The organism is Arenibacter sp. F26102 (assembly GCF_023015865.1).
Lineage (GTDB): Bacteria > Bacteroidota > Bacteroidia > Flavobacteriales > Flavobacteriaceae > Arenibacter.
In genome coordinates this window covers 555,272-581,805 of record NZ_JALKBC010000001.1, presented here as the reverse complement: position 1 = coordinate 581,805, position 26,534 = coordinate 555,272, and the positions used below count along the sequence as shown (strand labels likewise).

19 protein-coding genes and 1 tRNA gene are annotated in these 26,534 nt (G+C 40.8%); 8 read left to right on the top strand and 12 right to left on the bottom strand.

Features of this window, described 5'->3' with window-relative positions; genetic code table 11:
• Window positions 1-53: 53 nt before the first annotated feature.
• Both MWU78_RS02350 and MWU78_RS02345 read right to left on the bottom strand, forming a co-directional pair.
• Window positions 54-686, bottom strand: coding sequence for a 50S ribosomal protein L25/general stress protein Ctc (locus MWU78_RS02350; RefSeq protein ID WP_246994577.1), 633 nt, complete (start codon window positions 684-686; stop codon window positions 54-56).
• Between the two features lie 46 nt (window positions 687-732).
• Complete coding sequence (locus MWU78_RS02345; protein WP_246994575.1) at window positions 733-1,674, bottom strand: ribose-phosphate pyrophosphokinase; 942 nt, start codon at window positions 1,672-1,674, stop codon at window positions 733-735.
• Between the two features lie 273 nt (window positions 1,675-1,947).
• On the opposite strand from MWU78_RS02345, the gene MWU78_RS02340 reads away from it, so the two are divergent.
• From MWU78_RS02340 to MWU78_RS02330, 3 genes are all read left to right on the top strand, one after another.
• A complete protein-coding gene (locus MWU78_RS02340) occupies window positions 1,948-2,136 on the top strand; it encodes a GIY-YIG nuclease family protein (RefSeq protein WP_246994573.1) in 189 nt (62 codons plus the stop codon).
• A gap of 132 nt (window positions 2,137-2,268) precedes the next feature.
• Complete coding sequence (locus tag MWU78_RS02335) at window positions 2,269-2,457, top strand: GIY-YIG nuclease family protein (RefSeq protein WP_246994571.1); 189 nt, start codon at window positions 2,269-2,271, stop codon at window positions 2,455-2,457.
• 10 nt (window positions 2,458-2,467) lie between these two features.
• Window positions 2,468-2,548: transfer RNA gene (locus tag MWU78_RS02330), tRNA-Leu, on the top strand.
• 67 nt (window positions 2,549-2,615) lie between these two features.
• Here the strand turns inward: MWU78_RS02330 and MWU78_RS02325 are convergent.
• From MWU78_RS02325 to MWU78_RS02315, 3 genes are all read right to left on the bottom strand, one after another.
• Window positions 2,616-2,948 (bottom strand): transposase, encoded by a 333-nt coding sequence (locus MWU78_RS02325; RefSeq protein ID WP_246994569.1) that lies wholly within the window; start codon window positions 2,946-2,948, stop codon window positions 2,616-2,618.
• Between the two features lie 204 nt (window positions 2,949-3,152).
• Window positions 3,153-3,578, bottom strand: coding sequence for a response regulator (locus MWU78_RS02320; protein WP_246994567.1), 426 nt, complete (start codon window positions 3,576-3,578; stop codon window positions 3,153-3,155).
• Window positions 3,571-5,325 (bottom strand): sensor histidine kinase, encoded by a 1,755-nt coding sequence (locus MWU78_RS02315; RefSeq protein ID WP_246994564.1) that lies wholly within the window; start codon window positions 5,323-5,325, stop codon window positions 3,571-3,573. Before MWU78_RS02315 ends, MWU78_RS02320 begins: the two co-directional genes overlap by 8 nt.
• A 522-nt stretch (window positions 5,326-5,847) precedes the next feature.
• Between MWU78_RS02315 and MWU78_RS02310 the strand changes: the two genes are divergently transcribed.
• Complete coding sequence (locus MWU78_RS02310) at window positions 5,848-6,747, top strand: dienelactone hydrolase family protein (RefSeq protein WP_246994562.1); 900 nt, start codon at window positions 5,848-5,850, stop codon at window positions 6,745-6,747.
• A 133-nt stretch (window positions 6,748-6,880) separates the two neighbouring features.
• Here MWU78_RS02310 and MWU78_RS02305 read toward each other — a convergent pair whose 3' ends face one another.
• From MWU78_RS02305 to MWU78_RS02290, 4 genes are all read right to left on the bottom strand, one after another.
• Window positions 6,881-8,506 carry a sodium:solute symporter gene (locus MWU78_RS02305; protein WP_246994560.1) on the bottom strand — a complete coding sequence of 542 codons (1,626 nt, stop codon included), beginning with the start codon at window positions 8,504-8,506 and terminating at the stop codon, window positions 6,881-6,883.
• A gap of 69 nt (window positions 8,507-8,575) precedes the next feature.
• Window positions 8,576-9,451 carry an SMP-30/gluconolactonase/LRE family protein gene (locus tag MWU78_RS02300; protein ID WP_246994558.1) on the bottom strand — a complete coding sequence of 292 codons (876 nt, stop codon included), beginning with the start codon at window positions 9,449-9,451 and terminating at the stop codon, window positions 8,576-8,578.
• Between the two features lie 70 nt (window positions 9,452-9,521).
• A complete protein-coding gene (locus tag MWU78_RS02295) occupies window positions 9,522-10,286 on the bottom strand; it encodes an SDR family oxidoreductase (protein WP_246994556.1) in 765 nt (254 codons plus the stop codon).
• A 15-nt stretch (window positions 10,287-10,301) separates the two neighbouring features.
• A complete protein-coding gene (locus MWU78_RS02290) occupies window positions 10,302-12,026 on the bottom strand; it encodes an IlvD/Edd family dehydratase (protein WP_246994554.1) in 1,725 nt (574 codons plus the stop codon).
• Window positions 12,027-12,447: 421 nt separating this feature from the next.
• Between MWU78_RS02290 and MWU78_RS02285 the strand changes: the two genes are divergently transcribed.
• The 4 genes from MWU78_RS02285 to MWU78_RS02270 all read left to right on the top strand — a co-directional run bounded on the left by MWU78_RS02285 (window position 12,448) and on the right by MWU78_RS02270 (window position 16,880).
• Window positions 12,448-13,710 carry an alginate export family protein gene (locus MWU78_RS02285; RefSeq protein ID WP_246994552.1) on the top strand — a complete coding sequence of 421 codons (1,263 nt, stop codon included), beginning with the start codon at window positions 12,448-12,450 and terminating at the stop codon, window positions 13,708-13,710.
• A 176-nt stretch (window positions 13,711-13,886) separates the two neighbouring features.
• On the top strand, window positions 13,887-15,347 hold the full coding sequence (gene nirK / locus MWU78_RS02280; protein ID WP_246994550.1) for a copper-containing nitrite reductase: 1,461 nt from the start codon (window positions 13,887-13,889) through the stop codon (window positions 15,345-15,347).
• Between the two features lie 56 nt (window positions 15,348-15,403).
• Window positions 15,404-16,171, top strand: coding sequence for a formylglycine-generating enzyme family protein (locus MWU78_RS02275; protein WP_246994548.1), 768 nt, complete (start codon window positions 15,404-15,406; stop codon window positions 16,169-16,171).
• Complete coding sequence (locus MWU78_RS02270; RefSeq protein WP_246994686.1) at window positions 16,167-16,880, top strand: SCO family protein; 714 nt, start codon at window positions 16,167-16,169, stop codon at window positions 16,878-16,880. The genes MWU78_RS02275 and MWU78_RS02270 overlap by 5 nt, the downstream gene beginning before the upstream one ends.
• Before the next feature lie 399 nt (window positions 16,881-17,279).
• On the opposite strand, the gene MWU78_RS02265 is transcribed toward MWU78_RS02270, so the two are convergent.
• The 3 genes from MWU78_RS02265 to MWU78_RS02225 form a co-directional block, all read right to left on the bottom strand.
• Window positions 17,280-18,167, bottom strand: a complete 888-nt coding sequence (locus MWU78_RS02265; protein ID WP_246994545.1) for a type IX secretion system membrane protein PorP/SprF — start codon at window positions 18,165-18,167, stop codon at window positions 17,280-17,282.
• Window positions 18,168-18,198: 31 nt separating this feature from the next.
• Window positions 18,199-24,543, bottom strand: a complete 6,345-nt coding sequence (locus MWU78_RS02230; RefSeq protein ID WP_281503782.1) for a BspA family leucine-rich repeat surface protein — start codon at window positions 24,541-24,543, stop codon at window positions 18,199-18,201.
• 274 nt (window positions 24,544-24,817) lie between these two features.
• Window positions 24,818-25,972 (bottom strand): AraC family transcriptional regulator, encoded by a 1,155-nt coding sequence (locus tag MWU78_RS02225; RefSeq protein WP_246994543.1) that lies wholly within the window; start codon window positions 25,970-25,972, stop codon window positions 24,818-24,820.
• Window positions 25,973-26,534: the final 562 nt, after the last annotated feature.

Here is a 26,534-nt window from a genome sequence, read left to right as displayed (position 1 = left end):
TACAAAAGCATCCCGCAGTTACGGGATGCCTTTACATTTAATTTAGATAAAATCTATTCGTTACCGCCTTCAGCTGATGCTTCTGCAGTAGCTTCTGCTCCTTCTTCTCCTTCTTCATCCTCCTCATCGATCAAGATAGCATTACGTGCAGCTTTAACCTGAACAACTACAGTGTTTTCTGGATGAAGTATGGTGAACTCATCTTTCAATAATGTGGCTACAGAAATATTACCGCCAATTTTTAATTTAGAGAGATCAATATCAAAGAAATCTGGCAAATTATCAGGCAATGCCTTAATTGATAGCTTTCTTTTTCTAAATAACAATCTACCACCATTTCTAACTCCTGGCGAATTACCCAACAACCTTACAGGAATGTCCATAGTAACTTCCTTGTCCTTGAACAACTGATAAAAGTCTACATGTAAAATGCTATCGGTTACAGGGTGAAATTGTATGTCCTGCATAACCGCATCGTACTTTTTATTGCCTTCCAATTCAACCACAACAGTATGGGCGTTTGGAGTGTACACTAAATCTTTGAACGATAGTTCCTCAGCTGAAAAGTGTAATGGTTTTTCCCCTCCGTAAATAACGCAAGGAACCTTTCCAGCATTACGTAAGGCCTTTGTTGCTTTTTTGCCTACGCTTTCTCTTTCTGATCCTTTAATTGTAATTGACTTCATTTTATTTATTAAATATTAATTAATTCACTCTCTTTTTCTGAATTACCTACATTAGAAACTTGGAACTAATGGAAGTATTGTGATGCACTCTGTGCATTACATCGGCAAACAACTCCGCACAGCTTATAACCCTTATTTTTTTGCCTTCCTTTTTTAGAGGTATGGAATCTGTTACAATAAGCTCGGATAATTGAGATTTTTCAATTTTCTCATATGCATCCCCTGAAAGAAGTGCGTGGGTAGTAATTGCCCTAACACTTAAGGCTCCCCTCTCCATCATTAAATCGGCCGCTTTTGTCAAAGTCCCTGCCGTATCCACCATATCATCTACCAGAACCACATTCTTCCCTTGTACGTCACCTATAAGTTCCATGTGCGAAATTACATTGGCTTGTGCTCTTTGTTTGTAACATATAACTACATCGCAACTAAGTGCCTTGGAATAGGCATAGGCCCTTTTAGATCCTCCCATATCCGGTGAGGCTATGGTAAGGTTGCTTAAATTAAGGCTATTCAAATAGGGCAAAAACAAAGTGGAAGCGAACAAATGATCTACCGGCTTTTCAAAAAATCCTTGAATTTGATCGGCATGCAGATCCATAGTAATGATTCGGGTGGCACCTGCAGCTTCCAACATTTTGGCTACTAACTTAGCTGCAATTGGAACCCTAGGTTTGTCCTTTCTATCCTGTCTGGCCCATCCAAAATACGGCATTACTGCGGTTATGTGCCTTGCAGACGCCCTTTTTGCAGCATCCAACATCAACAGCATTTCCATCAAATTCTCCGAACTAGGATTGGTAGAACCAATAATAAACACGCGCATTCCACGTATAGATTCTTCAAAGGAAGGCTGAAACTCCCCATCGCTGTATCTAGAAAAAATAACATTGCCTAAGTTAGAACCAAAAGACTCCGCTATTTTTTCAGATAGCTTTGTACTTTGGGTACAGGTAAAAATTTTAGGCTCCGGTACTTGATATGGCATTGTTAACGTATTGTTTATTAGTTTATTGGAACTCCTTTTTATAAGGAGGTGCAAATTTAGAAATTAATTTGGGTTGCTAAAGTAATAATGTTGTTATTTTTTTGCTGAAGTAAAGAAAATATTCTTTAATTTTGCAGTCGCAATCAAAAATGCTCGAGTGGCGGAATTGGTAGACCTGTCTGCCGACAGGCAGGCGCGCTCGGATTGAAATTTTGAATGATGGTTTGGGTTTACGCCTTATCTAGCTTGACTAACAACTACATATACGTAGGAATGACGACGGATTTGGAGGCAAGGATAGCAAGACATAATAGTGGCAGAGAAAAAACGACCAAACCATACCGACCCTTCGAATTGATCTTCACAGAACGTTGTGAGAATTGGGCCAAAGGTAGGAAAAGAGAAAAATATTGGAAATCAGGTGTTGGAAAAGAACAACTGAGAAAATTGAAAAATAATTAATAGTTACCTTGCTCGAGTGGCGGAATTGGTAGACCTGTCTGCCGAGAGGCAGGCGCGCTCGGATTGAAATTTTGAATGATGGTTTGGGTTTACGCCTTATCTAGCTTGACTAACAACTACATTTACGTAGGAATGACGACGGATTTGGAGGCAAGGGTAGCAAGACATAATAGTGGCAGAGAAAAAACGACCAAACCATACCGACCCTTCGAATTGATCTTCACAGAACGTTGTGAGAATTGGGCCGAAGGTAGGAAAAGAGAAAAATATTGGAAATCAGGTGTTGGAAAAGAACAACTGAGAAAATTGAAAAATAATTAATAGTTACCTTGCTCGAGTGGCGGAATTGGTAGACGCGCTGGATTCAAAATCCAGTTCCTTTGGAGTGTGGGTTCGATTCCCACCTCGAGTACAACAAATAAACCCTGTGAATCTACGTTCGCAGGGTTTTTTATTTCAACCTTATTCTAAATAACGGATCAAGAACAATTGTTACGTTTTGCAAATATTGTCGTCAATCTATTAAGGAAGAATTCTACATTCTTCATACCTCTGAACTGTGCCCTGAATGCTTTTATTTTTGCATTGAATGATTCCGCCGATGCATTTGTACTCCTGTTTATAAAATAGTTCAGAATAGATATATAGTTGAGCGATATCGTGTTTGCAATGGTATTGAACGTTCTAAATTCCGTATTTTCTACAAGCCGTTCAATATCAGAATTTAGATTATTAGACCTGTACCAGGACCAAAAAGAAACGCCTCCAAGGTTTAATAAAACCACTAAACTATTAAGGAAGAATTTGTTCATACCAAAAAAATTATCATACAACCCTCACACGTTTACAACCGCTTATTTAACATTAGCGATTGGCAGGCAGATGTAATACAATGCCTTTAGAGAAACATTTAGGTTATACCAACAACATGCATAGGGCAGCAAGTACGGCCTTTTGATTAATGCACTTAGTACATTGTGACCCAAATCCAAATAAGCAGCTATAATGCCTATAAACTATAATTCATTTTGATACCACTCGGTTGTTGGAAAATGACTAATTAGGTTTTTAATTCCATCTTTGGATATCGGCTTAACCAAATAACCGGAAAGAGTGCTAATTTCCTGTGCCTTGGCTATATCCTGTGGATTATTGGAAGACGTAAGAAGATAAATATTTATATCCTTCTTTATGTCGGTTTGAAACGACTTGTACTCACTGAGAAACTCCCATCCATCCATAAAGGGCATGTTTACATCCAATAAGATAATGTCCGGAAGATTATTGGCAGCTCCTAGATTCTGCTTTAAGAAATCGATTCCCTTTTCCCCGTCGGAAAAAAATTGAATTTTAATATCCGGGTTGACTTCTGCGATTGTATTCTTCATGATAAACTGAAAAATCTCATCGTCATCGATCAGAAAAAAATGTAATTCATTCATAGTTGTCAAATATAATTTTAAACGTGGTTCCAGTCCCTAATTCACTATTTACTTCAATGCTCGCATTCAATGATTCCAACTGCGTTTTCACCAAAAACAAACCCATACCTTTTCCGGAAAGTCCACGATGAAATCTTTTGTACAATTTAAAAATGTCACTTCCGTATCGATTCAGGTCCACCCCAATGCCATTATCCTCAAACACCAATACCTTCTTATTGTTTTCCAATAAGGTTCGGATATGTATAACGGACTTTTTGTTCGGATCTCTATATTTTATGGCATTCGATATTAGGTTCTGAGTTATGCTTTGCAAATAGATTTTAGAAAACTTTATTTCTTTCCATCCACTAAGATCAGTCTTCACCTCAATGGTTTCTTTGTCCAAGGTTTCTACATACAAATCCAAGCAGGCCATTATAAGGGGATCCAGTTGTATATTTTCCAATCTGATCTGATCGTCATCGTTGAGAATCCTAACATACACCAAAAGATCATCCACTAAAGTGTTAATAGCATGGGTTACCTTATGCAATTTGGGAAAATAACCCTTAACCTCGTCGAAATTTTTAGATTCCGTTAGCATGGACACCAGGGCAGAAACACTCGTTGTTGGGGCTCTTAAATTATGGGCAACAATATTGTTATATGCCAAAAGTTGGGCATTGCGCACCTCCAGCTTATTCTGAATGTTTGCCAAGGCATTGTTTTTATTTTCCAATTCCGAGCTTTTAATCTCCAGCTCGTTGTTAATTAATTCCAGTGCCTTTAAGTATTCTCTTTCGGAATTTTCACTTTTTGTTTCAAGAAAGGACATGCAAAAAATAGCCAATATGACCAATGCATTGATCAGCAATACTGAAAAAATTTCCCTTTTAATACCAGCATTTAAAAGCTGGGAATCTATATGTTTTAACAGCACCCATTTATTGTTGGTTTTGATGTCCGCAAACTTGTGTTGGAACAAGGGTGTTTGGGAAAGTTCGTTAGGAAAATCCAGTCCAGTTTTTACCCACAAATCCCCGTTATCGAACAGGGTTTTGGATTCTTCGGTATTCAGGGAATCCCATACCTGTGGACGGTCCTCTTTAAATGTGATTTTTCGGCCGTCGGGAATTAAATGGGCAAACTCTTTTGCACCGTCTTTACTTACCAAATAATTTCCATCGTGATCCAACAACATAAAAGGATATTGGTTGTCCTTTTTCAGCAAATCGAGGAGTTTTACTGCACTAAAGTTTATAACAACTATGCCCAGTTTATTGCCTAAGGTGTCCAATATAGGGGCTACCCCACGGATCATGGGTATATATGGCACTTCCAGTATGCCATTTTCTTGATTTAGATTTAATGGGGACAAATAGATTTGGTTCTTTCCTAAATCCTTGGTCACCTGGTAATAATCACGATCGGCCTTGTCTTGGAGCTCAATACTTTTGACTATTTGCCCGTTCTGTTTCCGATTAAGCCTAAATACTTCCTTTCCGTCTAAATTAATGAGCCTAAATTGACTATAGCTGTCCATTCCAATTAAAAAGTCACCTATATCTTTATCTAAATGGGCATTTTTATCCGGACTAAAATCGTTCTTGCTAAAATTGTACTGCTCCCAATAATAGAGGTTGGCTATCATGGGTTTTAAAAGTTCAACGATCAGTTGTTTCTTGTTGGAAAGTTCTTTTTGCTGTAAGGAAGTTAAATTGTTGTGCTCCTTTTGATAAATCCATAAAACTGCAAAAACACTCAATATAAGTATTGGGAGGTAGTATTTGACAAATTTTAAAAGTAATCGTTTAAGCAAATTAAAAGCTATTAATAGTTAAGGCATGCGCTAGAATGGAAGCACAGCTCAATACGCAATAAATCTATTTGGGGGGGGAAGTTTTAATGGTCCAGTTTAAATATAAACTGAAGTTCAAATATAATTAAAATTAAATCTCATGAATCATTTTTTAATTTTAATTATTATAATGGAAATGCCTGCAAATCCCAGTTTAAATTTGACCTTCCAAAATTCACTTTTTGAAAAGTCTCCGAATAAAATAAAGACAGATTAATGTTCAATACAGTCATTTTTTTCATCCAAAGTTGAAACTATTTTTATACTTTTAATAAGTTCAGGTTAATGGCGACCTTCCAATTACAAAGTTTTCCCATGGTGTTAAAGAATTAATTAAGTACTTTAAATTCTTCTCAAAAACCTTGGCTCGGAACCCATACTTAACACTTCAAAAAGACCAAAAAGACATTCAACTATAAAACTATACACATGAAACCATTAAAAAAAGAGGACATTAAACAAGAGGACATTAAACAAGAGGTTTTCGACCTCTATGACGATTATGCCCACGATAGGGTAAGCAGGAGATTGTTTATGGATAAATTATCCACCTATGCGGTCGGAGGGCTCACGGTAGCGTCGCTTCTTAGCTTTATCTCTCCAGATTACGTAAAAAAGATCCAGATTAAGCCAAGTGACCCGCAATTAAAATCGGAATATATTTACTATAATTCCCCTAAGGGAGGAGGTTCTATAAAAGGTTTGCTTTCAAGACCGGCCGATGCCAAGGCAAAACTTCCAGGAATAATAGTTGTCCACGAAAACCGTGGATTAAATCCGCATATCGAAGATGTTGGTCGAAGGGCCGGCCTTGCCGGGTTTATTTCATTGGCTCCCGATGCCTTGACACCCTTGGGTGGTTATCCCGGTAACGACGATGACGGCCGCGAACTACAGGGCAAGCGAGATCGCAATGAGATGTTGGAAGATTTTATCGCTGCCTTCGAACATTTGAAAAACCACCCGGAATGCTCCGGCAAAGTTGGTGTTGTAGGATTCTGTTTTGGAGGTTGGATTTCCAATATGATGGCGGTAAAGGTTACGGATTTAGGAGCTGCCGTCCCTTTTTACGGGGGACAACCTACTGAAGATATTGAAAAAATAAACGCCCCCCTGCTACTCCATTTCGGCGAATTGGACAAACGCGTCAATGAAGGTTGGCCAGCCTACGAGGAAGCTTTAAAGAAACACCTTAAAGAATATAAGGCCTTTATCTACCCTAATGCAAACCACGGTTTTCACAATGATACCACACCTAGGTATGACAGGGAGGCGGCTGAATTGGCCTGGGGACGGACAATTGATTTTTTTAAAGAAAAACTAGGATAGGGCCAATCATAACGAAAGCTTATAAATAAGACTCAAAACTTCTGATTCGTCAAAATTCTTTTCATACCTCTTCATTCATCCAAGCGATCAATAACAATTTGCAAATAATTGATCGCTTGGTTTATAACTGACCTTACAGGGAAAGCGTACTGAAAGATATCATAATGTACACCACTATGACCACTACCAGTACCGAGGCCATAATATCCCAAATATTATAGCTAGCCTTATTTTCATCCTTCTGTTTATCCGTAACCGTACCAAAAGTGAGACCGGACAATTGTGCTGCTGACGGGGCCGGATAAAACATACTCACTATAACTGCAATGGCTACACATAGAGCAAAGAAATAAGCTGCAAATACCAACCAGTTAATGTCTGCCAGATTGAACAGAAAACTACCCTCTGAAAAACTGGATTTCATGATTTCCAAAGTCAGTTTGGAAAATCCAATGATCAATCCACCTACCAAGGTAGCTATGGCTCCGTTGGCATTAATGCGTTTGTAAAAAATCCCCAACAGGAATACCGCCGTAATCGGAGGCGAAATATAGGCCTGTACGTTTTGCAAGTATTCATATAGTCCGTCCGAGAGCCTTGTAATGACAGGTATCCACAACAGCCCAAGGCCTACTACAAAAAAAGTGGCAACCCTACCTGTTTTCACCAATTCTTCCTCTGGCTTTTCAGGCTTTAATTTTTTGTAGATATCCAAGGTAAACAAAGTGGAGCAGGAATTAAATACGGAAGCAAGGGAGCTCATCAAGGCTGCCAATAATCCCGCCGCTACCAACCCACGGAGACCAGAAGGCAAAAGATTGCTCATTAATACCGGAAAGGCCTCATCTGGATTGTCCCAATGCAATTTTCCCTGCATTTTAAGTCCCAAAGCCACAACTCCGGGAATAAGAAAAAGAAAAACCGGCATTAGTTTTAAAAGTGCCCCAAAGATACTACCCCTTCTCCCAGCTTTAATACTTTTAGCCGTAAGCACCCTTTGTACAATAACTTGATCGGTACACCAATACCAGATTCCTACGATGGTACTGGTAAGAAATAATGGAAGCCATGGATAGTCTGGATCCGAGTTGGGCCGCCACATATTAAAATAATCCACGCCAATGGTTTCCTTTAACTCTCCCCAGCCCCCTACGGCTTCAAGTCCCATAAAACTCAGAATTCCTGCCCCGAGTACTAATACAATGGCCTGTATGGTCTCTGTATATACAACAGCCCGCATTCCACCCAAAATGGTGTACAAACCCGTAAGCGCCACTGTAGCTACCGCACCAATCCAAAAAGGTATTCCCAATAAAGCCGAAACCACTATCCCACCTGCGTATACGGTCACGGACACCTTGGTAAGGATATAGGCAATCAGAGATACTATGGAAAGGACCCAACGTGAACGGGCATCAAACCTCTTTTCCAAAAATTCGGGCATAGTAAAAACCCCACTTCTGGCATAGAAAGGTAAAAACACCCAACCCAGCATTAAAACAATCCAGGCATGCATTTCATAAATCAATAATGGCATTTTATCGCCTGCCCCATTACCTGCCAGTCCAACCACATGTTCGGACCCAATGTTGGAAGCAAAAATAGAGGCCCCTACCATAAACCACCCAATGTTTCGCCCGGCCAAAAAATAGTCCTCCGTATTCTTTTGCTTTTGTTTTATTACCCACCAGGCAACACCGAGCAGTATAACGAAATAGGCGGTGATCACAACCCAATCGAGTGCGTCCAATTCCTTCATTTTAATTTGGTTTAGTTGGTTTTACTATATAAACTGTAATAATTAGGTATGGCTTGAAATTTCCAAATTCTAATTCTTAAACATATTGGCCTCCACACCGGTAAAACCAGATTGCCTGATAACAAATAACGACCCGGCCAGGGGTTGCTTTTCCAATTCCGCCTTACTGAGCCCCTTCTTTGCCGAAGTAATGTAAATATCCTCCATGGATTCGCCACCAAAAGCACAGGAGGTAACGTTGGAAACCGGCAATTTAATGGCAGATAATTTTTTCCCGGTCAAAGGGTTCCAGCGGGTAACCTGCCATCCACCCCAATGGGCTATCCACAGCATTCCCTCATTATCAATGGTCATTCCATCTGGGAATCCCTCTTCCTTGGGAACATTGATTATGGTTCTTTTGTTGGAAATATTTCCAGTTTCAATATCAAAATCATATCCTACCACCTTTAGGGTGGGCGTATCTATATAATATAAAACCCTGTGGTCCAGACTCCAGGCCAAGCCATTGGAAATACTAATATTGCTTTCTTTTTTTTCTACTTTATTTCCCGTGCTCAGCACATAAAGACTGCCAGAATCTTTATCCTCGGAAATTGGCATAGTACCTGCCCAAAAACGCCCCGCGGGGTCACATTTGCCATCGTTAAACCTATTTTCCGGCAAATGTTTCTCTGGGTTTGCAATCATGTCGACTTTGCCAGTTTTACGATTCACAAATCCAAAACCATCCTTCATAGCAGCAATATAATTTCCATCGTTACAAAATGCCATAGCCCCGATCATTTGACCTACATGAAGGGTATGAAGGGTTTTGGATGCGGGTGACCATTCATGAATATGGCCATTTAGGATATCTACCCAACATATTAATTTTCCAGAAGGATTCCAGAACGGACCCTCCCCCAATTCGCATATTTTTTCACATACAACTTCTGGATTCATAGTAAGAATTGTCATTTTATTGCTAGACCTATTAAGGTCATATTAAATTTATTAAACATTAGGGAAACGCCTATTTCTTATAAGGAGACGGACTCACCGAGGTCCAACCTCCATCGATTACCAAACTCTGACCCGTAATGTGCTTGGCATTATCGGAAACCATAAACAATACTGCCTGGGCAATGTCATTTACCGTTGCCGGACTGCCCAATGGGGTGATTTCTTCCCAGGTTCCAAAATAGTCCTTGTCACTCATTGTCCTTTCGGTCAAGGTGGCCCCGGGTGCTACGGTATTGACGTTTATTTTATAGGGCGATAACTCTATGACCAAATTTTTGGCCAGCATTTCCAAGGCCGCCTTACTCATGCCATAAGCCGCTAAATTTTCATGTGCCTGATGCCCTGTAACCGAAGACATAAAAAGAATAGATCCGCCATAACCTTGTTTTTTCATTAGATTGGCTGCGGCCTGGGCCAGAAAAAAACTCCCTCCCAAATTTACTTTCATAACCTCAAAGAAAGATTCCGGAGTATAGGTAAGGAATTCCCCAAAAAGGGTAATACCGGCATTGGCGACCACCACATCCAGTTTCCCGAATTCTGCAACTGCCGTATCCACCATTTTTTGTATAAGCTGCATATCACTGGAATCCCCTGCAAGACCAATACATTTTCCATTTTTATTATCTATTTCCACCACTGCTTCCTCCGTCAAAGTGGCATCCAAGTCGTTCAGAATAACATTGGCACCGTTGGCCACCAATTGTTTGCATATTTCCAAGCCTATTCCCTGTCCAGCTCCTGTAACAATGGCTACTTTACCCTTAAAATCCATGATCGATCAATAGTATTAATGGGAATCCCTAGGGACTTCACTTCCCGATTTTCCCTGTAAAAAGTCCATATCAGCTCCCAAATGTGCCTGTTGCACATGGTTGACATATAAATTCACATAACCCCTGTCCACTATTGGTGGAGGCACTGCCCTCTTTTTCTTACGTCTTTCCAATTCCTCATCGCCGACTGCTAAGGCCAGGCTTCGATTGTGAACATCAAGGGTTATCAGATCCCCATTTTCAATTACCGAAAAATTACCGCCCATGGCGGCCTCCGGGGAAACATGCAGCACTACCGTCCCAAAACCGGTTCCACTCATACGACCATCCGAAATACGGACCATATCCTTAACTCCTTTTTCCAAAAGTTTTTTGGGCAATCCCATATTACCTACTTCCGGCATTCCGGGATATCCTTTGGGCCCAACATTTTTAAGCACAAGAATACAGCTTTCATCAACCTCCAATTCATCGGTATCTATCCTAGCCTTATAATCTTCAATATTCTCAAAGACCACTGCCTTCCCGGTGTGTTTCATTAAATGGGCACTGGCAGCCGATGGTTTTATAACGGCACCATTTTCGGAGAGGTTGCCCCTAAGTATGGCCAAGCCTGTTGCGTCATTAAAGGGTTTCACCACGCTTCCTATTACATCATTATCATAATTCTGTGCGTTCTCATAATTCTCCGCAACGGTCTTACCATTTACCGTAATGACATCATTGTTCAATATACCTTTTAGTTCCTTTAGAACGGCCGGCAGTCCCCCAGCATAAAATAAATCCTCCATAAAATGCTTGCCAGATGGCTGCAGATTGGCGATAAGCGGAATATTGGCCGAAAGTTTATTAAAATCCTCCAACTTTAAAGGCACCCCAATCCTTCCGGCAATAGCCAAAAGATGGATTACAAAATTGGTAGATCCTCCAATTGCTGCATTGACCTTGATAGCATTTTCAAAGGCTTTTATGGTAAGTATATTGGATAGTTTTAAATCTTCTTTAACCATTTCCACTATTCTAAGGCCACTGAGCTGCGCCAGTACTTTTCTTCTGGCGTCGGCGGCAGGGATGGCCGCATTTTCCGGCAAACTCAGGCCCAACGCCTCTACCATACATGCCATGGAAGAAGCCGTCCCCATAACGGCACAATGTCCGTCACTACGGCACATGGCGGCCTCAATATTACGAAGTTCCGCATTGGCCAATTTACCTTCCCTTACATCATCATGATAACGCCAAATATCGCTGGTACCAATATTTTTACCTCTGTATTTTCCCGTTAGCATTGGACCCCCGGACACCACAATGGTGGGGATATCCACACTACAGGCCCCCATGACCAAAGAGGGGGTAGTCTTATCGCACCCACATAACAGTACCACGCCGTCCAACGGATTTGCGCGAATACTTTCCTCTACATCCATACTGGCCAAATTTCTATAGAGCATGGCCGTTGGCTTCATGATGGTTTCTCCCAACGACATTACCGGAAATTCTACAGGAAATCCACCTGCCTCCCAAATTCCCTTTTTCACCGATTCTGCAAGCTCACGGAAGTGACCATTACAAGGAGTTAGCTCGGACCAAGTGTTACAGATGCCTATTACCGGTTTATCGTTAAATTCATAATCCGGAATCCCTTGGTTCTTCATCCAGGCCCTGTAGATAAATCCGTCTTTACCCGTACGGCCGAACCAATTGCTGCTACGCAGCTTTTTCTTGTCATCTTTTTCCATCGTGAATTCTAGTTATACAAATGAGTTCGGAGTTGTTAAACCACAGCACTAAACCGTATTTTTTCGTTTTCTAAAGAATCTACAAAACTTTGGTTCCTCCCTAATGATTTTTTGGCGGAATTCATTTTTATAAATCTTCATTTTATTGTGAGTATTTCACTCAATCCTTATTTGCAGGCTTCAATATCGTGAACTTTTCCGATATAAATAGGTCGTTTTTTAAGGAATTTAAAATTGGATACAAGTAAATTCAGAATTGCAAGATTATAAATATATGTATCCCCAGGAAAGAGCCTAAATATGCAAGGGCATGTTTCAAAAGGCCCAGAATGTATTTCAACTTATTCCATATGATACATATCATATTCTACTAAAGATAACCGTATGAATTTTGCCTCGGAAAAAATCAACCATAGCAATTATGAAACTAAAGAAATCTCTTAAAGTTCTTTTTTTTATCCTTTTATCCTGTCAAGCCCAGGCACAGTTGACAATAGATGCCGAATTACGCCCCAGGTTCGAATATAGACATGGCTTTAAAACCCTGTTCCCTGACAATGAAGACCCAGCCTCCTTTGTTTCACAACGGACCAGACTGAATACCAATTATGAAATTGACAAACTATCCTTCTACCTAAGTCTACAGGATGTCCGGATTTGGGGAGATGTACCTCAACTTAACAGCTCGGATAAAAATGGGGTTGGATTACATCAGGCTTGGGGGAAAATTCAGCTAGCTCCAAATTTTTCCCTAAAGGTGGGCCGACAAGAAATTATTTATGACGACCACCGAATTTTTGGTGATGTGGGTTGGGCCCAACAGGCTAGAAGTCACGACGCCGCCCGTCTGGAATATAACAATTCCGGCTTCAAAATTGATTTGGGCTTTGCATTTAACCAAAGTGATGAAAATTTAACTGGAACTACCTTGACCACCCCAGGTACTTATAAAAGCATTCAATATTTATGGGCGCATGATGAATGGAACAAATTCTCAGCAAGCCTTCTTTTCTTAAATAATGGTTTGCAATTTATTGATGATATCAATTCCAACAAAAATGAAACCAGGTATAGCCAAACCCTTGGAACCCATTTAAATTTTAAAGCGAATAATTTAAAATTGACATCAAACCTTTATTACCAATTTGGAAAAGATATTGCCAATAATGATTTAAATTCATATCTACTATCCATAGAGGGGAACTATAAAATAACCCCAAAAACCAATTTGGGACTAGGAGCAGAACTAATAAGTGGCAATGACAGTGGATTACCTTCCAACCAGGAAAACTACGCTTTTACCCCCCTTTATGGAACCAATCATAAGTTTAACGGCCTCATGGATTATTTCTATGTGGGCAACCACACAAACAACGTAGGGCTTTTGGATATTTATGCCAATGCCAAGGTGGTGTTAAATGAAAAATCCAATTTAAATTTTGCAGTACACAACTTCTCGGCTGCAGCAGAAATAAGCCCGAACAGCGAAAAACAATTGGGGACTGAACTGGATATCGTTTATGCCTATAAACTTCAAAAAGAAATTGGTATCAGCGCCGGATATTCACATCTTTTTGTCTCTCAGGGCATGGAAACCATCAAAGGAAACTCCGATGGGAATACCAACAATTGGGGATGGATAATGCTCACTATAAACCCCGCATTGTTTACCTCCAATAATTAATCCTAAGGAAATCTTGACCAAAGAAATAGGATTCCCAGCAAAATTGACTCCATTTAAAACAAGTTCTGAAATATGACAGTTGTCATGTTTTTATAGGATTTTCAAAACTATTTTTGCCTCAATAAAAGACTAAAATATCCTTTATTATTTTAAATAAGCAACCTAAATATATTTTTATGAATACACAATTGACAAAAAAAATATTCCTCTCCATTATGATGGCGGCAGGAATTGGCACTCTTATCCTCTCATGTGCAAAAAAGGAAAAGATCGTTTATGAAAGCACAGCGGATATTCCTGCGAATCGTGAAATGATTGCAGAATTAACATCCCCTCCCAACGTACCCACTCCTGTCGGCAAAAGAAAGGCTAAATTACTAAAGGTAGACATGGAAATCCTGGAGCAGGAGGGAGAAATGACCAACGGGGTGCGATATGTATATTGGACTTTTGGAGGCACAGTACCTGGAAGTTTCATAAGAACAAGGGTGGGCGATGAAGTTGAATTTCACCTAAAAAATCACCCTGAAAACAAATTGCCCCATAATATTGATCTACATGCCGTTACCGGTCCGGGAGGAGGTGCAGAGTCCTCTTTTGTAGCTCCTGGACACGAGAAAGTATTCTCTTTTAAAACCCTAAATCCCGGGTTGTATGTTTACCATTGCGCTACTGCGCCAGTTGGTATGCATATTGCAAACGGAATGTACGGTTTAATTTTGGTAGAACCCGAAGGAGGATTGCCATTGGTGGATAAGGAATATTACATCATGCAGGGTGACTTTTACACCAAAGGTGCCAATGGGGAGCGAGGCTTACAACCTTTTGATATGCAAAAAGCAGTTGATGAAAAGGCAGATTATGTAGTTTTCAATGGTAAGATGGGAGCCTTGACCGGGGATAATGCCATTACCGCAAACGTAGGCGAAACAGTACGATTGTTCGTTGGGAACGGTGGACCAAACCTGGTATCTTCCTTTCATGTTATTGGTGAAATTTTCGACAAGGTGCATGTTGAAGGTGGCGATATGATCAATGAAAATGTGCAAACTACCCTAATCCCAGCTGGCGGAGCCGCCATAGTAGAATTCAAGGTAGATGTTCCGGGAACTTTTATACTGGTAGACCATTCCATTTTCAGGGCTTTTAACAAGGGAGCATTAGGTATGCTAAAAGTAGGAGGCGAGAAAAACATGACAATCTATTCCGGAGAACTTGAAGACGGTATTTATCAGCCTGAAGGTGGTGGTATTCAAAAAATGCCTTCGACCAATAGTGTAGCAGAATCTGAAATACCCGCCAAATCCATGGAGGAAAAGATGAAATTTGGTAAGGCCGCTTATATGCAAACCTGTTTTGCCTGTCACCAAGGGGAAGGCCAAGGAATTGCCAATGCTTTTCCCCCACTGGCCAAATCTGATTACTTAAATGCCGATGTCAATCGAGCCATAGACATTATACTGCACGGAAAAACAGGTGAAATAACCGTAAATGGACAAAAATACAATAGTGTTATGACCGCGCAAACCTTATCCGACGAAGAGGTGGCAAATGTACTAACCTATGTGTACAATAGTTGGGGCAATTCCAAAAAGGACGTAACTCCTACTATGGTTAAAAGTGTAAGAAATAGATAGAATCAATCCAAATCAAAAAAATGATATTGAGTCCCTTTTTTAGAGTAGCATTAACAATGATTGGAATCATAGTAGTAAATATTGCTTCTGCCCAATCAGAGAATATGGTTATGGTTAAAGGAGGGACTTATATTCCACTTTATGGTGTAGATTCAACAGCGGTCACGGTGGATGCCTTTACAATGGACGTATACCCCGTAACCAACAAGGAATATTTAAAGTTTGTACAAGAACATCCTGAATGGAAAAAAAGTAAGGTCAAGCGATTATTTGCCGACGGTAATTATTTAGTTAATTGGGAGAGTGATGAATTCTTTGGAGATCAATTAGCGGACGATGCAGCGATAACCAACGTTTCTTGGTTTGCAGCCAAGAAATATTGCGAATGCCAAGGAAAAAGGTTGCCAACCGTTGATGAGTGGGAATATGCCGCTATGGCCGATAAAAGCAATCCAGATGCCCGTAAAAAGGAATCCTACAATCAGCTTATTCTGGACTGGTACGAGGCTCCAAAAACATTTAACAATTCCATAGGCTCCACTTTTAAGAATTATTGGGGAATTTATGACCTTCACGGCCTTGTATGGGAGTGGACGATGGATTTTAATTCCGTTTTAATTTCCGGTGAATCCAGAAAGGATGTAGACAAGGACAGTAATCTTTTTTGTGGGAGCGCCGCGGTAGGAGCATCGGACTTAATGAACTATGCCGCTTTTATGCGCTACGCTTTTAGAGGAAGCCTTAAAGCGAATTATGCCATAAGAAATTTGGGATTCCGATGTGTACAGACAAAAGGACCGAACAATAAAAACCTAACTTATTAAGGAAATGAAAAAAATTCTCAATGCTGGATTGTTATGCTTTTTGGTCATCAATCTTATAGGGTGCAATACAAAAAATTCAACCAAAACAACAGCACAAAAATACCAATGCCCCATGCATTGCGAGGGAGACAAGACCTATGACCATCCCGACAAATGCAGCGTTTGTAAAATGGATCTGCAGCTACTGGCCATGAACACCAAAAAGGAGGGTGAAATTTCTGATCTATCTATTTATAACCTTCCATCCAAATGGACCAATCAGAACAATGAGGAAATACAGTTGAAGGCGCTGAAAGGAGATGTATTGGTTATGGTCATGATCTATACTTCCTGTCAAACCGCTTGCCCTAGATTGGTCGCTGATATGCGAGGTATAGAAGAGCAAATCCCCGCGGATAAAAAGGACAAGGTTACCCTTGTTTTTGTCAGCATAGACCCTGAAACAGATACGCCACAGCGTTTAAAAGAATTTGCAAAGGAAAATCAAATGGACTCAGAAAAATGGGTATTTCTAAGAGGTTCCGAAGGGGACACCCGTGAATTTTCAGCAGTACTGGCGGTCAACTACAAAAAAATATCCCCTATGGATTTCTCGCATTCCAACATCATCAGCGTTTTTGACCAGGAAGGGGAATTGGCCTATCAACAAGAAGGCTTGGGAGTTAACAATAAGGAAACTGTATCCAAAATCATTGAATTGGTGAATTAGACTAAATAGATTTTTTAAATCACACCCAACCTTTAGAAAAAGGATAATCTAAGTTTTTTTTAAAAAATTAAGGTTGACAAAATCCTGAACGTTACAACTATTCGCACAGTCTCCCGAACTGGGAAAACTGAAGTCTCGTCTACGCAATTCTGCCGACCGGCAAGCCTGCCTACCGTTAAATAGGCCCCACCTAACACGGCCTATGGTTCATTGTTCAATTATCATACAATTATGATGGTACGGGCAGCGGTCGGTTCCAGTGAAATGGCGCATGCCATTTTGTATCGAGAACAGCTTAGGTTTACCACCTGCTTCTTCCGTTAACCCCAAAAAAAATGAGGCACCCTTGGGCACCTCATTTTTTACACGTATTGTTTAGGGAAAAGGCCCCGCTTCTTTTTAAAACACAAACCTTAAGAACAGCTCATTGGTGTTCTTGGCACTGGCCAGTTCACTTCTGGTACTCACCTCATAGGCGAAGCCCAGGGTAAGCCGTTTCTGGATACTTAGGTTTACCAAGCCTGCAAAGGCCGAGTCGGTCCTATAACTGGCTCCCAGTTCAAAGTCGTTGTTAAAGGAGAGCATGGTATTGAAATCGACCGACAGTGGTGCCCCGCTCACTTGACGCATCATGGCCGAAGGTTTCAACATTAGGTTGCCGTTGTTCCCAAGCGGCAGATCATAGCCCACCGTGGCGTAAAGATGGGGCTTGGCTACGGTGGCCGTGGCCGTACCGTTGCTGTTCTCTGCCCGGTCCGTGGTCAATATCCTGGGCATGGCCAGGGAAAGGAACAGCGCCTCCCTTTTAAGAAGTATCCCCGCCCCTATATTGGGGTTAAAATCGGAGATCGATGCTATACTTGGGTCCGACTGTATGTTATAGGTCTCCAGCCCGGCAGTGTTCACCGAATAGGAATTGCCGCCCGCCTTGAGCCCCAGGTACAGTTCCATTTTTTCGGACAACTGAAGCTTATAGGAGTAGTCTATACCAATAAAGGTCTGGCTCTCTATAAAGGTCTTGTCGTTCATCACGGACACCCCAAGGCCCATCTTTTCGCCCAATCGGGTGCCAAAGGAGACCACCATAGTTCTTGGTGCCTCTTCCACTCCCGTCCATTGCTGGCGGAAGCTGGAAGTAATGGCCGTCGCCCCCCCAGGGGAAACATAGGCAGGGTTATAGGCGTTCATATGGTAGCGGTAGTTGGTCAACAGCCCTTCCTGCTGTGCACTTAACGCACCAAAGATGAGGAAGAGGGCTATGGATACTATATGTTTTATATTCTGCATGGTATTTTATTGTATTTCTTAGGTATTGTGATTATTGTTTGGCCAAAAATAGCCATCCGTCCATATCAACGCGGCCGTCTCCTTCAAGGTCTACCTGGTAGTAATAGGAACCTCCATCTGGAAGTCCACTGCTCAGGTCTTTGTAGTGTCCGTCCCAATTGTTCTGGTAGTTCTTGGCAGCGAACACCTCTTTGCCCCAGCTGTTAAAGACACGCACTATGGAATTGGGATAATTCTCTATACCGTAGATCGTCCAGGTATCGTTTACCCCATCGCCGTTTGGCGTAAAGGCTTGGGACACTTTTAATGTATTGGCATCATCTTCTCCGCCAGTCTCACCATCACCGTCGCCGTTATCCGTTCCATCTCCAGAATCATCGCCAGAATCATCACCATCTTTTTGGCTATCGGAACAACCATTGGCATCGGCCGTTTCCCCGGCAGGGGTATTGGAACAAGTATCCACATTGTCCATGACACCATCATTATCGGTATCTTTTTGACTATCGGCACATCCATTATCATCCACGGACTCGTCTTCCGGAGAATCCGGACATAGGTCCTGGGCATCGTTTACTCCGTCAAAATCACTGTCCTTCTGGCTATCGGAACAGCCTTCCGCATCCACGGCTTCCCCGGCAGGAGTTTTTGGACAAAGGTCTAGATCATTGACAACCCCATCTTCATCGGCATCCTTTTGGCTATCCGAACAACCGTTGGCATCTACGGTTTCTCCTGCAGGGGTGTTGGGACATTGGTCCTTATCATCCATAACCCCGTCTCCGTCGCTGTCTTTTTGACTATCGGAACAACCGTTGGCATCTACGGTTTCTCCTGCAGGGGTGTTGGGACATTGGTCCTTATCATCCATAACCCCGTCTCCGTCGCTGTCTTTTTGACTATCGGAACAACCGTTGGCATCTACCGCTTCCCCAGTTGGAGTGTTAGGACAGGCATCTACATTATCGTTCACACCATCATTGTCAGCATCAGCATTACAAAACAGTCCGGCATCGGTAATGGTCCACCCGAAATCATCTATAATTTTCTGTCGTGCGATTGCTCCATCACAGTAGCTACTATTACCCGCGTGAAATGAAACATTGTTCTGTAAACCTAACCCACTCCAACCAATCAATGTTTTGTCATAATTTTCTGTTGATAATCCAGCATCTTCGAACATTCTTGACATTTCTTTTACATTACTGACATCCCAATTTCCTAAATCTTGGTCAAAAGATGTAGCAAGAAAAAACATGCCATATGTATCGGTAACCTTAGAAACGTCCCAACCACTAATATCTTGATTAAAAGAACTTGCTTCTTGAAACATCCTATCCATATCCGTTACCTTACTTACATCCCAAGTACTCAAATCTTGGTTAAATGTAGAAGCAGAAAGAAACATATTTCTTGTATCGGTAACATTGGAAAGATCCCAACCGCTAATATCTTGATTAAAACTTCTTGCCTGTTGAAACATTGATAACATAGAGGTTACTTGCTCTACATTCCACCTACTAATATCTTGATCAAAGTCAAGAGCTGCTTGAAACATCCAACGCATGTCGGTCACGCTACTTACATCCCAATCACCTATATCCTGATTAAAAATGTAGGCTCCTTCGAACATAGCTTTCATAGTAGTGACATTACTTGTGTTCCACACACCAATATCTTGGTTAAAAACACGGGCAGAATAAAACAACCTGTCCATATTGGTTACATTACTAACATCCCAAACACTTATATCTTGATTAAAACTTCTTGCGGTTGCGAACATTGAATCCATATTGGTTACATTGGATACGTCCCAACCACTAATGTCCTGATTAAAAGTAAGTGCTGACGAGAACATTTTTGACATACTTTGCACCTGTGAAAGATCAGGGACATCAGTAGCATTGATAACTAGATTGCTACAGGCATTGAAACTACTATCCATAGATTCCCATACTTGGCTTCCCCACTGTTCCACGGACAATAGCTTTTTATTATCTTCTTGACTAGTAGAAAATTTAAAGTGTGGAAAATCGCCACTGATGCTTACCGTATAAGTACCTGGCGCAGCATAGGTATGGGCTGCGTTCCCGGTGTATATTGTGTTGTCCGTAGAACCGTCGCCCCAATCCACGGTATAGGCAAAGGTTCCATCACCGGTGGGAATTTCAATGCTATTGACATCCGTCTTCCCCGTATTATCTGTTTTCCAGGTAGTGACAAATGGAAGTAATGGGCATTCTTCCCCTCCATCGGTAATGGTCCAGCCAAAATCATCGATCAACTTCTGACGCGCTATGGTACTGGCGCAATACGTACTGTTTCCTCCACCAAAAACAACCCCATTCTGTAAGTTTAAAGCACTCCAACCGCTTAATAGACCATCATAATTTTCTGTGGATAGTTTAATATCCTTAAACATATCCGTCATATCGGTAACACTGCTCACATTCCACGCCCCAATATTCTGATCGAATGCCAATGCGCTATAAAAAATACCCGTCATAGTGGTAACGTTCGCTACATCCCATTCGCTGACGTCCTGATTAAAATCTCCAGCCCTCATAAACATATATTGCATATTGGTCACATTGCTTACATCCCAACCACCGATGTCCTGATTAAAATTGGTATCTCTAAACATCTGAAACATATTGGTCACATTACTTACATTCCAATTTCCGATAGGCTGATCGAATGCTGTTGCACCATTGAACATATCGGACATATTCATTACACTACTAACATCCCATACACTAATATCCTGATTAAAGGACCTTGCGTTTCTGAACATATTTGACATATCGGTTACATTATATACCTCCCACGTGCTTATATCCATATTGAAGGAGTTGGCACCATAAAACATTAACTTCATATTAGTAACGTTTCCAACTTTCCACAATCCGATATTCTGATTAAACGCTTTGGCCTCATAAAACATAGAGCTCATATCAGTCACCTGAGCAACATCCCAACCACTGATATCCTGATTAAATGTGGTAGCGTTAAGAAACATGCCTTCCATATTGGTGACCTTGCTTACCGCCCATAGACCGATATCCTGATTAAATACCTTTGCATCCTCAAACATTCTGGACATATTGCTCACATTAGCAACATCCCAACCACCGATGTCCTGATTAAAATTGGTATTTCTATACATCTGAAACATATTGGTCACATTACCTATCTGCCACGCACTAAGATCCAGGTTAAATGCAGTGGCACCATCAAACAAATTGGACATATCCGTTACATTACTGACATTCCAATTATTAATATCTTGATTGAAGGAAGACGCCCCGGAAAACATCCCTTTCATACTGGTTACTTGCGACAGGTCTGGCACATCCGTAGCATTGATCACCAAATTAGTACAACCGGCAAAACTACTTTCCATAGCCCCCCAGACCTGAGATCCCCATTGCTCTACAGAAAGCAACTTGTCCTTCATTGGGCCACTTGCCATTCTAAAATGTGGAAAGTCCCCGTTGATTTTTATTGCGTAGACACTAGGAGTACTAAAAGTATGGCTGGCTGGACCCGTATATACGGTAGTATCCGTAGTCCCATCTCCCCAGTCTACCGTATAGCTAAAAGCACCAGACCCAGAAGGGATGGTAATTTCCTCATCATTGGCTTCCGTTTGCCAGGTGGTGATAAAATAGGCTTCCGAACAATCCTCTCCTCCGTCAGTAATGGTCCAGCCAAAATCATCAATAATTTTTTGTCGTGCAGTGCTGCCGTCGCAGTACTTGCTGCTGCCTGCATCAAAAGTAACCCCAGACTGTAGGGACAAACCACTCCAACCTTGCAATAGCTTATCATAATTAGCTATGGACAATCCCGCGTTTTTAAACATATCATCCATATAGCTGATTGTATATCCCATCATAGGATCATTGTATATACCAACATTACTAACATCCCAAGAACCTATGTTTTGATCAAAGGAAGTTGCCTCATAGAACATCGATCTCATATCAGTTACATTGGACACATCCCATCCACCAATATCCTGATTGAATGCTGTTGCACCATAAAACATCTCTCTCATATTGATGACATTGGACACATCCCAATTTCCAATATCCCCATTAAAAGATTCTGCTGAAAAAAACATCGCTTGCATATTGGTAACATTGGACACATCCAATCCACCAATATCCTGATTGAATGCTGTTGCACCATAAAACATCACTCTCATATTGGTGACATTGGACATATCCCAATTTCCAATATCCCCATTAAAAGATTCTGCTGAAGAAAACATCCCTATCATATTGGTGACATTGGACACATCCCATCCACCAATATCCTGATTGAAGGAAGAAGCATCACTAAACATACTACTCATATCGGTCACCTTACTCACATTCCAATTACCAATATCTTGGTTAAAGGAGGCTGCCCTTGTGAACATAGAGGACATATCGGTCACATTGCTGACATCCCAGCCACTAAGGTCTTCGTTGAAGGAAATAGCACCACTGAACATCCTATGCATGCTGGTTACCTGAGAAAGATCTGGGGTATCCATTGCATTGAAAACCAAATTCTCACAATAAGCAAAACTACTTTCCATAGAGCCCCAAACTTGGTCTCCCCATTGTTCTACTGACCGTAGATACTTTGCATATGGTATCCATGTAAATTTCAAATGTGGGAATTGACCACTGATTTTTACGGTATGTATCCCAGGAACAACATAGGTATGGCTCGCATTCCCGGTATATACGGTATTGTCCGTTGTACCATCTCCCCAATCCACGGTATATGAAAAGGCACCATCTCCGGTGGGGATGGTAATGGACTCATTACTGGCTGTGGTTTCCCAAGTGGTGATAAAATAGGTTTCCGAACAATCCTCGCCTCCGTCAGTAATGGTCCAGCCAAAATCATCGATTAACTTCTGACGCTCGGTGGTGCTAGCACAATGCGTACTGTTTCCACCACCAAAAGCAACCCCATTCTGTAAGGCTAAAGCACTCCAACCGCTTAATAGGCCATCATAATTTTCTGTGGATAGTTTAATATCCTTAAACATATCCGTCATATCGGTAACATTGCTCACATTCCACGTCCCAATATTCTGATCGAAGACCGATGCATTTAGGAACATGCTATTCATATCCGTTACCTTACCTACATTCCATCTGCTGATATCCTGATTAAAGGCTTTAGCACTTAAAAACATAAATTGCATATTGGTTACGTTGTTTACGTCCCAATCACCAATATCCTGATTAAAATTGCCGGTATTTTGAAACATAGCGGTCATATCAGTTACCTTGCTTACATCCCAATTGCTGATATCCTGATTGAAAGAAGATGCCCCTGAAAACATCACAGACATACTAGTCACATTAGCAACATTCCAATTGGCCAGGTCCTGATTAAAAGATGTGGCATATTGGAAGGTATTGGACATGTTTGTAACCTTACCCACGTTCCAAGTACTCAGGCTCTTATTGAAAGAGAATGCATAAGAGAACATGCTACTCATATCGGTTACATTGCCTACTTTCCAAGTTCCTATATTCTGATTAAATGCCCAAGCTCTAGAAAACATAGTGGCCATGTTGGCCACATTGGCCACATTCCATGAACTAATATCTTTGTTAAACACGCTAGAAAAGAAGAACATAGCTCGCATATTGATTACATTAGCTACATCCCAATTTCCAATGTCTTGGTTAAATGATGAAGCACCGGAAAACATTTCTTCCATGTTGGTCACATTGGCTACATCCCAACCACTAATGTCTTGATTGAAAGCTGTGGCGTCTCTAAACATAAATCCCATATTAGTAACACTACTTACGTTCCAATTGTTCAAAGGCTTATTAAATGATGAAGCGGCAGTAAACAACCCAAACATATCGGTCACATTGCTAACATCCCATCCATTAATATCTTGGTTAAAGGAAGCTGCTTGGATAAACATACTCCGCATACTCTTCACCTGGGAAAGGTTCGGAACATCTGTGGCATTGATCACCAGCATAGTACAGCCATAAAAACTACTTTCCATAGAACTCCAGACTTGGCTGCCCCATTGGTCTACGGAAAGCAACTTATCCTTCATTGGTCCACTTGCCATTCTAAAATGTGGAAAGTCGCCGTTGATTCTCACTTGAAAGGTCCCAGGAGTACTATAGGTATGGCTGGCTGGACCCGTATATACGGTAGTATCCGTAGTCCCATCTCCCCAATCTACCGTATAGCTAAAAGCACCAGACCCTGTAGGGATGGTAATTTCCTCATCATTGGCTGTGGTTTCCCAAGTGGTGATAAATTCTCCCTGGGCCATGGTACTGCCAAAACCGAGGCAGCAGAAGAATAAGAGCATAAACTTAAGGGTACTTTTCATAAGGTTTGATTAATTAAATATTTGGTTCTTTCACTTTTAAAAAGCACTGAGTACTGTACCTCATCCCTGATTCCAAGACAAACGTAACGGCAAGAATATCACTAACACATTGTTAGGTTTTTCTTACATTTTTACAGGCTTTAGTCTGCAAAAAAACAGGGAAATGAAGGATATATTATATTTAAAACAGGCACATAGGTGTCCAAATTAAATCTGGACACCAAGTTTAGGGATTCTTAAAAGAAAGGAAAGGGAAATGATAAGCTACTACACACTAGTTATCTGCAGCTAGTTTTAATATGTAATCACTTGGACTATACTTAGTTGCATTCTTAAATACCTTACTAAAAGAGCTTCTATTGGCAAAACCACACTCCCACGCCAAGGCTTCCATGGTATTGTTATCCAAAAAACCTTCGTCAATGAGTTTTTTGGCGTACTCCATACGTAAATTGTTCTTATAGGAAGTAAAATTAAGTCCGTAATGTTGCTTAATGAAATAAGACAAATGATGCGCAGGCATTTCCATCTCACGTGCACAATTGGTTACATTAAAATCTTGTTGCAAATGCAATTTCTTCTCAACAAGGAGCTGTAACTTTCTTTTTATCCCTGCTTCATCCAAACCATACTTATTATCCAATTCTTGTTCGGAAATGGATTGTTTTAAATCTACAGTACCTGCGATTACTTGAGGATACCCATGTAGGATGGCAGGAAAGTAAATTGGAATCACCCCAATGGAGAACAATATCAAATACAGTATTATTGGCACCATGGACCCCCCTTCAAAAATATTTACCGCCAGCATATTCTCTACGGCATAAAACACAGCAAAAACAGCGAATAGTGCCAAGCCGGACCAAAAAACCAACAACCATTTGTTCAATATATTTTTTAAATCATCTGCATTGCCTTTCTTAATAAAGTTCAACAACTTGGGCAATACTACCAATAAGGCAGCCAACTGCCATATATGGCGCATTAGCATGTGCTGATCCAGGTCTAACAGCCAATAGCTTACATGGAGTCTATTTTTGGGGTCGGTCATGGCATTATGCAACATTTCGGTATATATCGCATCTGGCTGCAAATAAATATAGCCCACATCGATGATACTCAAAATAAAGGGAATAAAAAGAATAAAATATTCTTTTTCCCACCTGAGTTCATCTTCCATGATGGTTTCAAAGTAAAAGTAAATGGGCACGGCAAATAGGTTATATGGAATTAGCGGCCACAAGAAAAACCAACTACATTTTGCCAAATGGCCTCCATCTATAATATAAGCCTGTAAGCTATACACCGAAAGTAAAAAGTAAAAACCTCCTAAAAAAATAGTGGCTTTGGGTTGGACGGACTTTTTTAGTAATAACAGGGTGGTCAATACAAAACCAAAAATGGAGACAATCAATAAAATATTAAACAAAATGCAAACTTTTATAATTTATGGCAATAAGGTTTTAATTTCATGTTGTACGAATATGACGTAATATCCAAATATGGGCCGAACAAAAACACCATATATAGTATCTATAGTACCAACTTACTATCCTGAGTTGGATTTTCCCATTTAAACCTCCAAAAAAATACCCTTAAACGGAAATCCTGCTATGCACATCCTCCTATCATAAGTCATAAAGTGAGATTCCAAAAAAACAGCACTCAAATCCGTATTACGCCCAACAAATTAAAAGAAAGAATAATAGTATTACAACTATAATGAGCTTGTTTTTTAATCCAGCAACATCCCCTTAAACCAGCAATAGACTTAAAGGCTTAGCCCTGAAGAAACTAGCCCATAAAACATTTCTTCAACTGATGAAAATATCCCCCAAAAAAATCCGTCCAAAAATTAGACAGACCCAAAAAAGGAAAAAGACCTGGATTCCCATGACAGTGGTACCGCCCAATCCTATATCTTCCCTTCAACACCTAAACATTGGCAGCACATTAAATTTTTCCCAAATTTTGGGCATTGCCCAAACAGG

Excerpts from the sequence above, each read along its gene's own strand:
- MWU78_RS02350 (WP_246994577.1), bottom strand. The coding sequence starts at position 686 with ATGAAGTCAATTACAATTAAAGGATCAGAAAGAGAAAGCGTAGGCAAA.
- MWU78_RS02345 (WP_246994575.1), bottom strand. The coding sequence starts at position 1,674 with ATGCCATATCAAGTACCGGAGCCTAAAATTTTTACCTGTACCCAAAGT.
- MWU78_RS02340 (WP_246994573.1), top strand. The coding sequence starts at position 1,948 with ATGACGACGGATTTGGAGGCAAGGATAGCAAGACATAATAGTGGCAGA.
- MWU78_RS02335 (WP_246994571.1), top strand. The coding sequence starts at position 2,269 with ATGACGACGGATTTGGAGGCAAGGGTAGCAAGACATAATAGTGGCAGA.
- MWU78_RS02325 (WP_246994569.1), bottom strand. The coding sequence starts at position 2,948 with ATGAACAAATTCTTCCTTAATAGTTTAGTGGTTTTATTAAACCTTGGA.
- MWU78_RS02320 (WP_246994567.1), bottom strand. The coding sequence starts at position 3,578 with ATGAATGAATTACATTTTTTTCTGATCGATGACGATGAGATTTTTCAG.
- MWU78_RS02310 (WP_246994562.1), top strand. The coding sequence starts at position 5,848 with ATGAAACCATTAAAAAAAGAGGACATTAAACAAGAGGACATTAAACAA.
- MWU78_RS02305 (WP_246994560.1), bottom strand. The coding sequence starts at position 8,506 with ATGAAGGAATTGGACGCACTCGATTGGGTTGTGATCACCGCCTATTTC.
- MWU78_RS02300 (WP_246994558.1), bottom strand. The coding sequence starts at position 9,451 with ATGAATCCAGAAGTTGTATGTGAAAAAATATGCGAATTGGGGGAGGGT.
- MWU78_RS02295 (WP_246994556.1), bottom strand. The coding sequence starts at position 10,286 with ATGGATTTTAAGGGTAAAGTAGCCATTGTTACAGGAGCTGGACAGGGA.
- MWU78_RS02290 (WP_246994554.1), bottom strand. The coding sequence starts at position 12,026 with ATGGAAAAAGATGACAAGAAAAAGCTGCGTAGCAGCAATTGGTTCGGC.
- MWU78_RS02285 (WP_246994552.1), top strand. The coding sequence starts at position 12,448 with ATGAAACTAAAGAAATCTCTTAAAGTTCTTTTTTTTATCCTTTTATCC.
- nirK (WP_246994550.1), top strand. The coding sequence starts at position 13,887 with ATGAATACACAATTGACAAAAAAAATATTCCTCTCCATTATGATGGCG.
- MWU78_RS02275 (WP_246994548.1), top strand. The coding sequence starts at position 15,404 with ATGATTGGAATCATAGTAGTAAATATTGCTTCTGCCCAATCAGAGAAT.
- MWU78_RS02265 (WP_246994545.1), bottom strand. The coding sequence starts at position 18,167 with ATGCAGAATATAAAACATATAGTATCCATAGCCCTCTTCCTCATCTTT.
- MWU78_RS02230 (WP_281503782.1), bottom strand. The coding sequence starts at position 24,543 with ATGAAAAGTACCCTTAAGTTTATGCTCTTATTCTTCTGCTGCCTCGGT.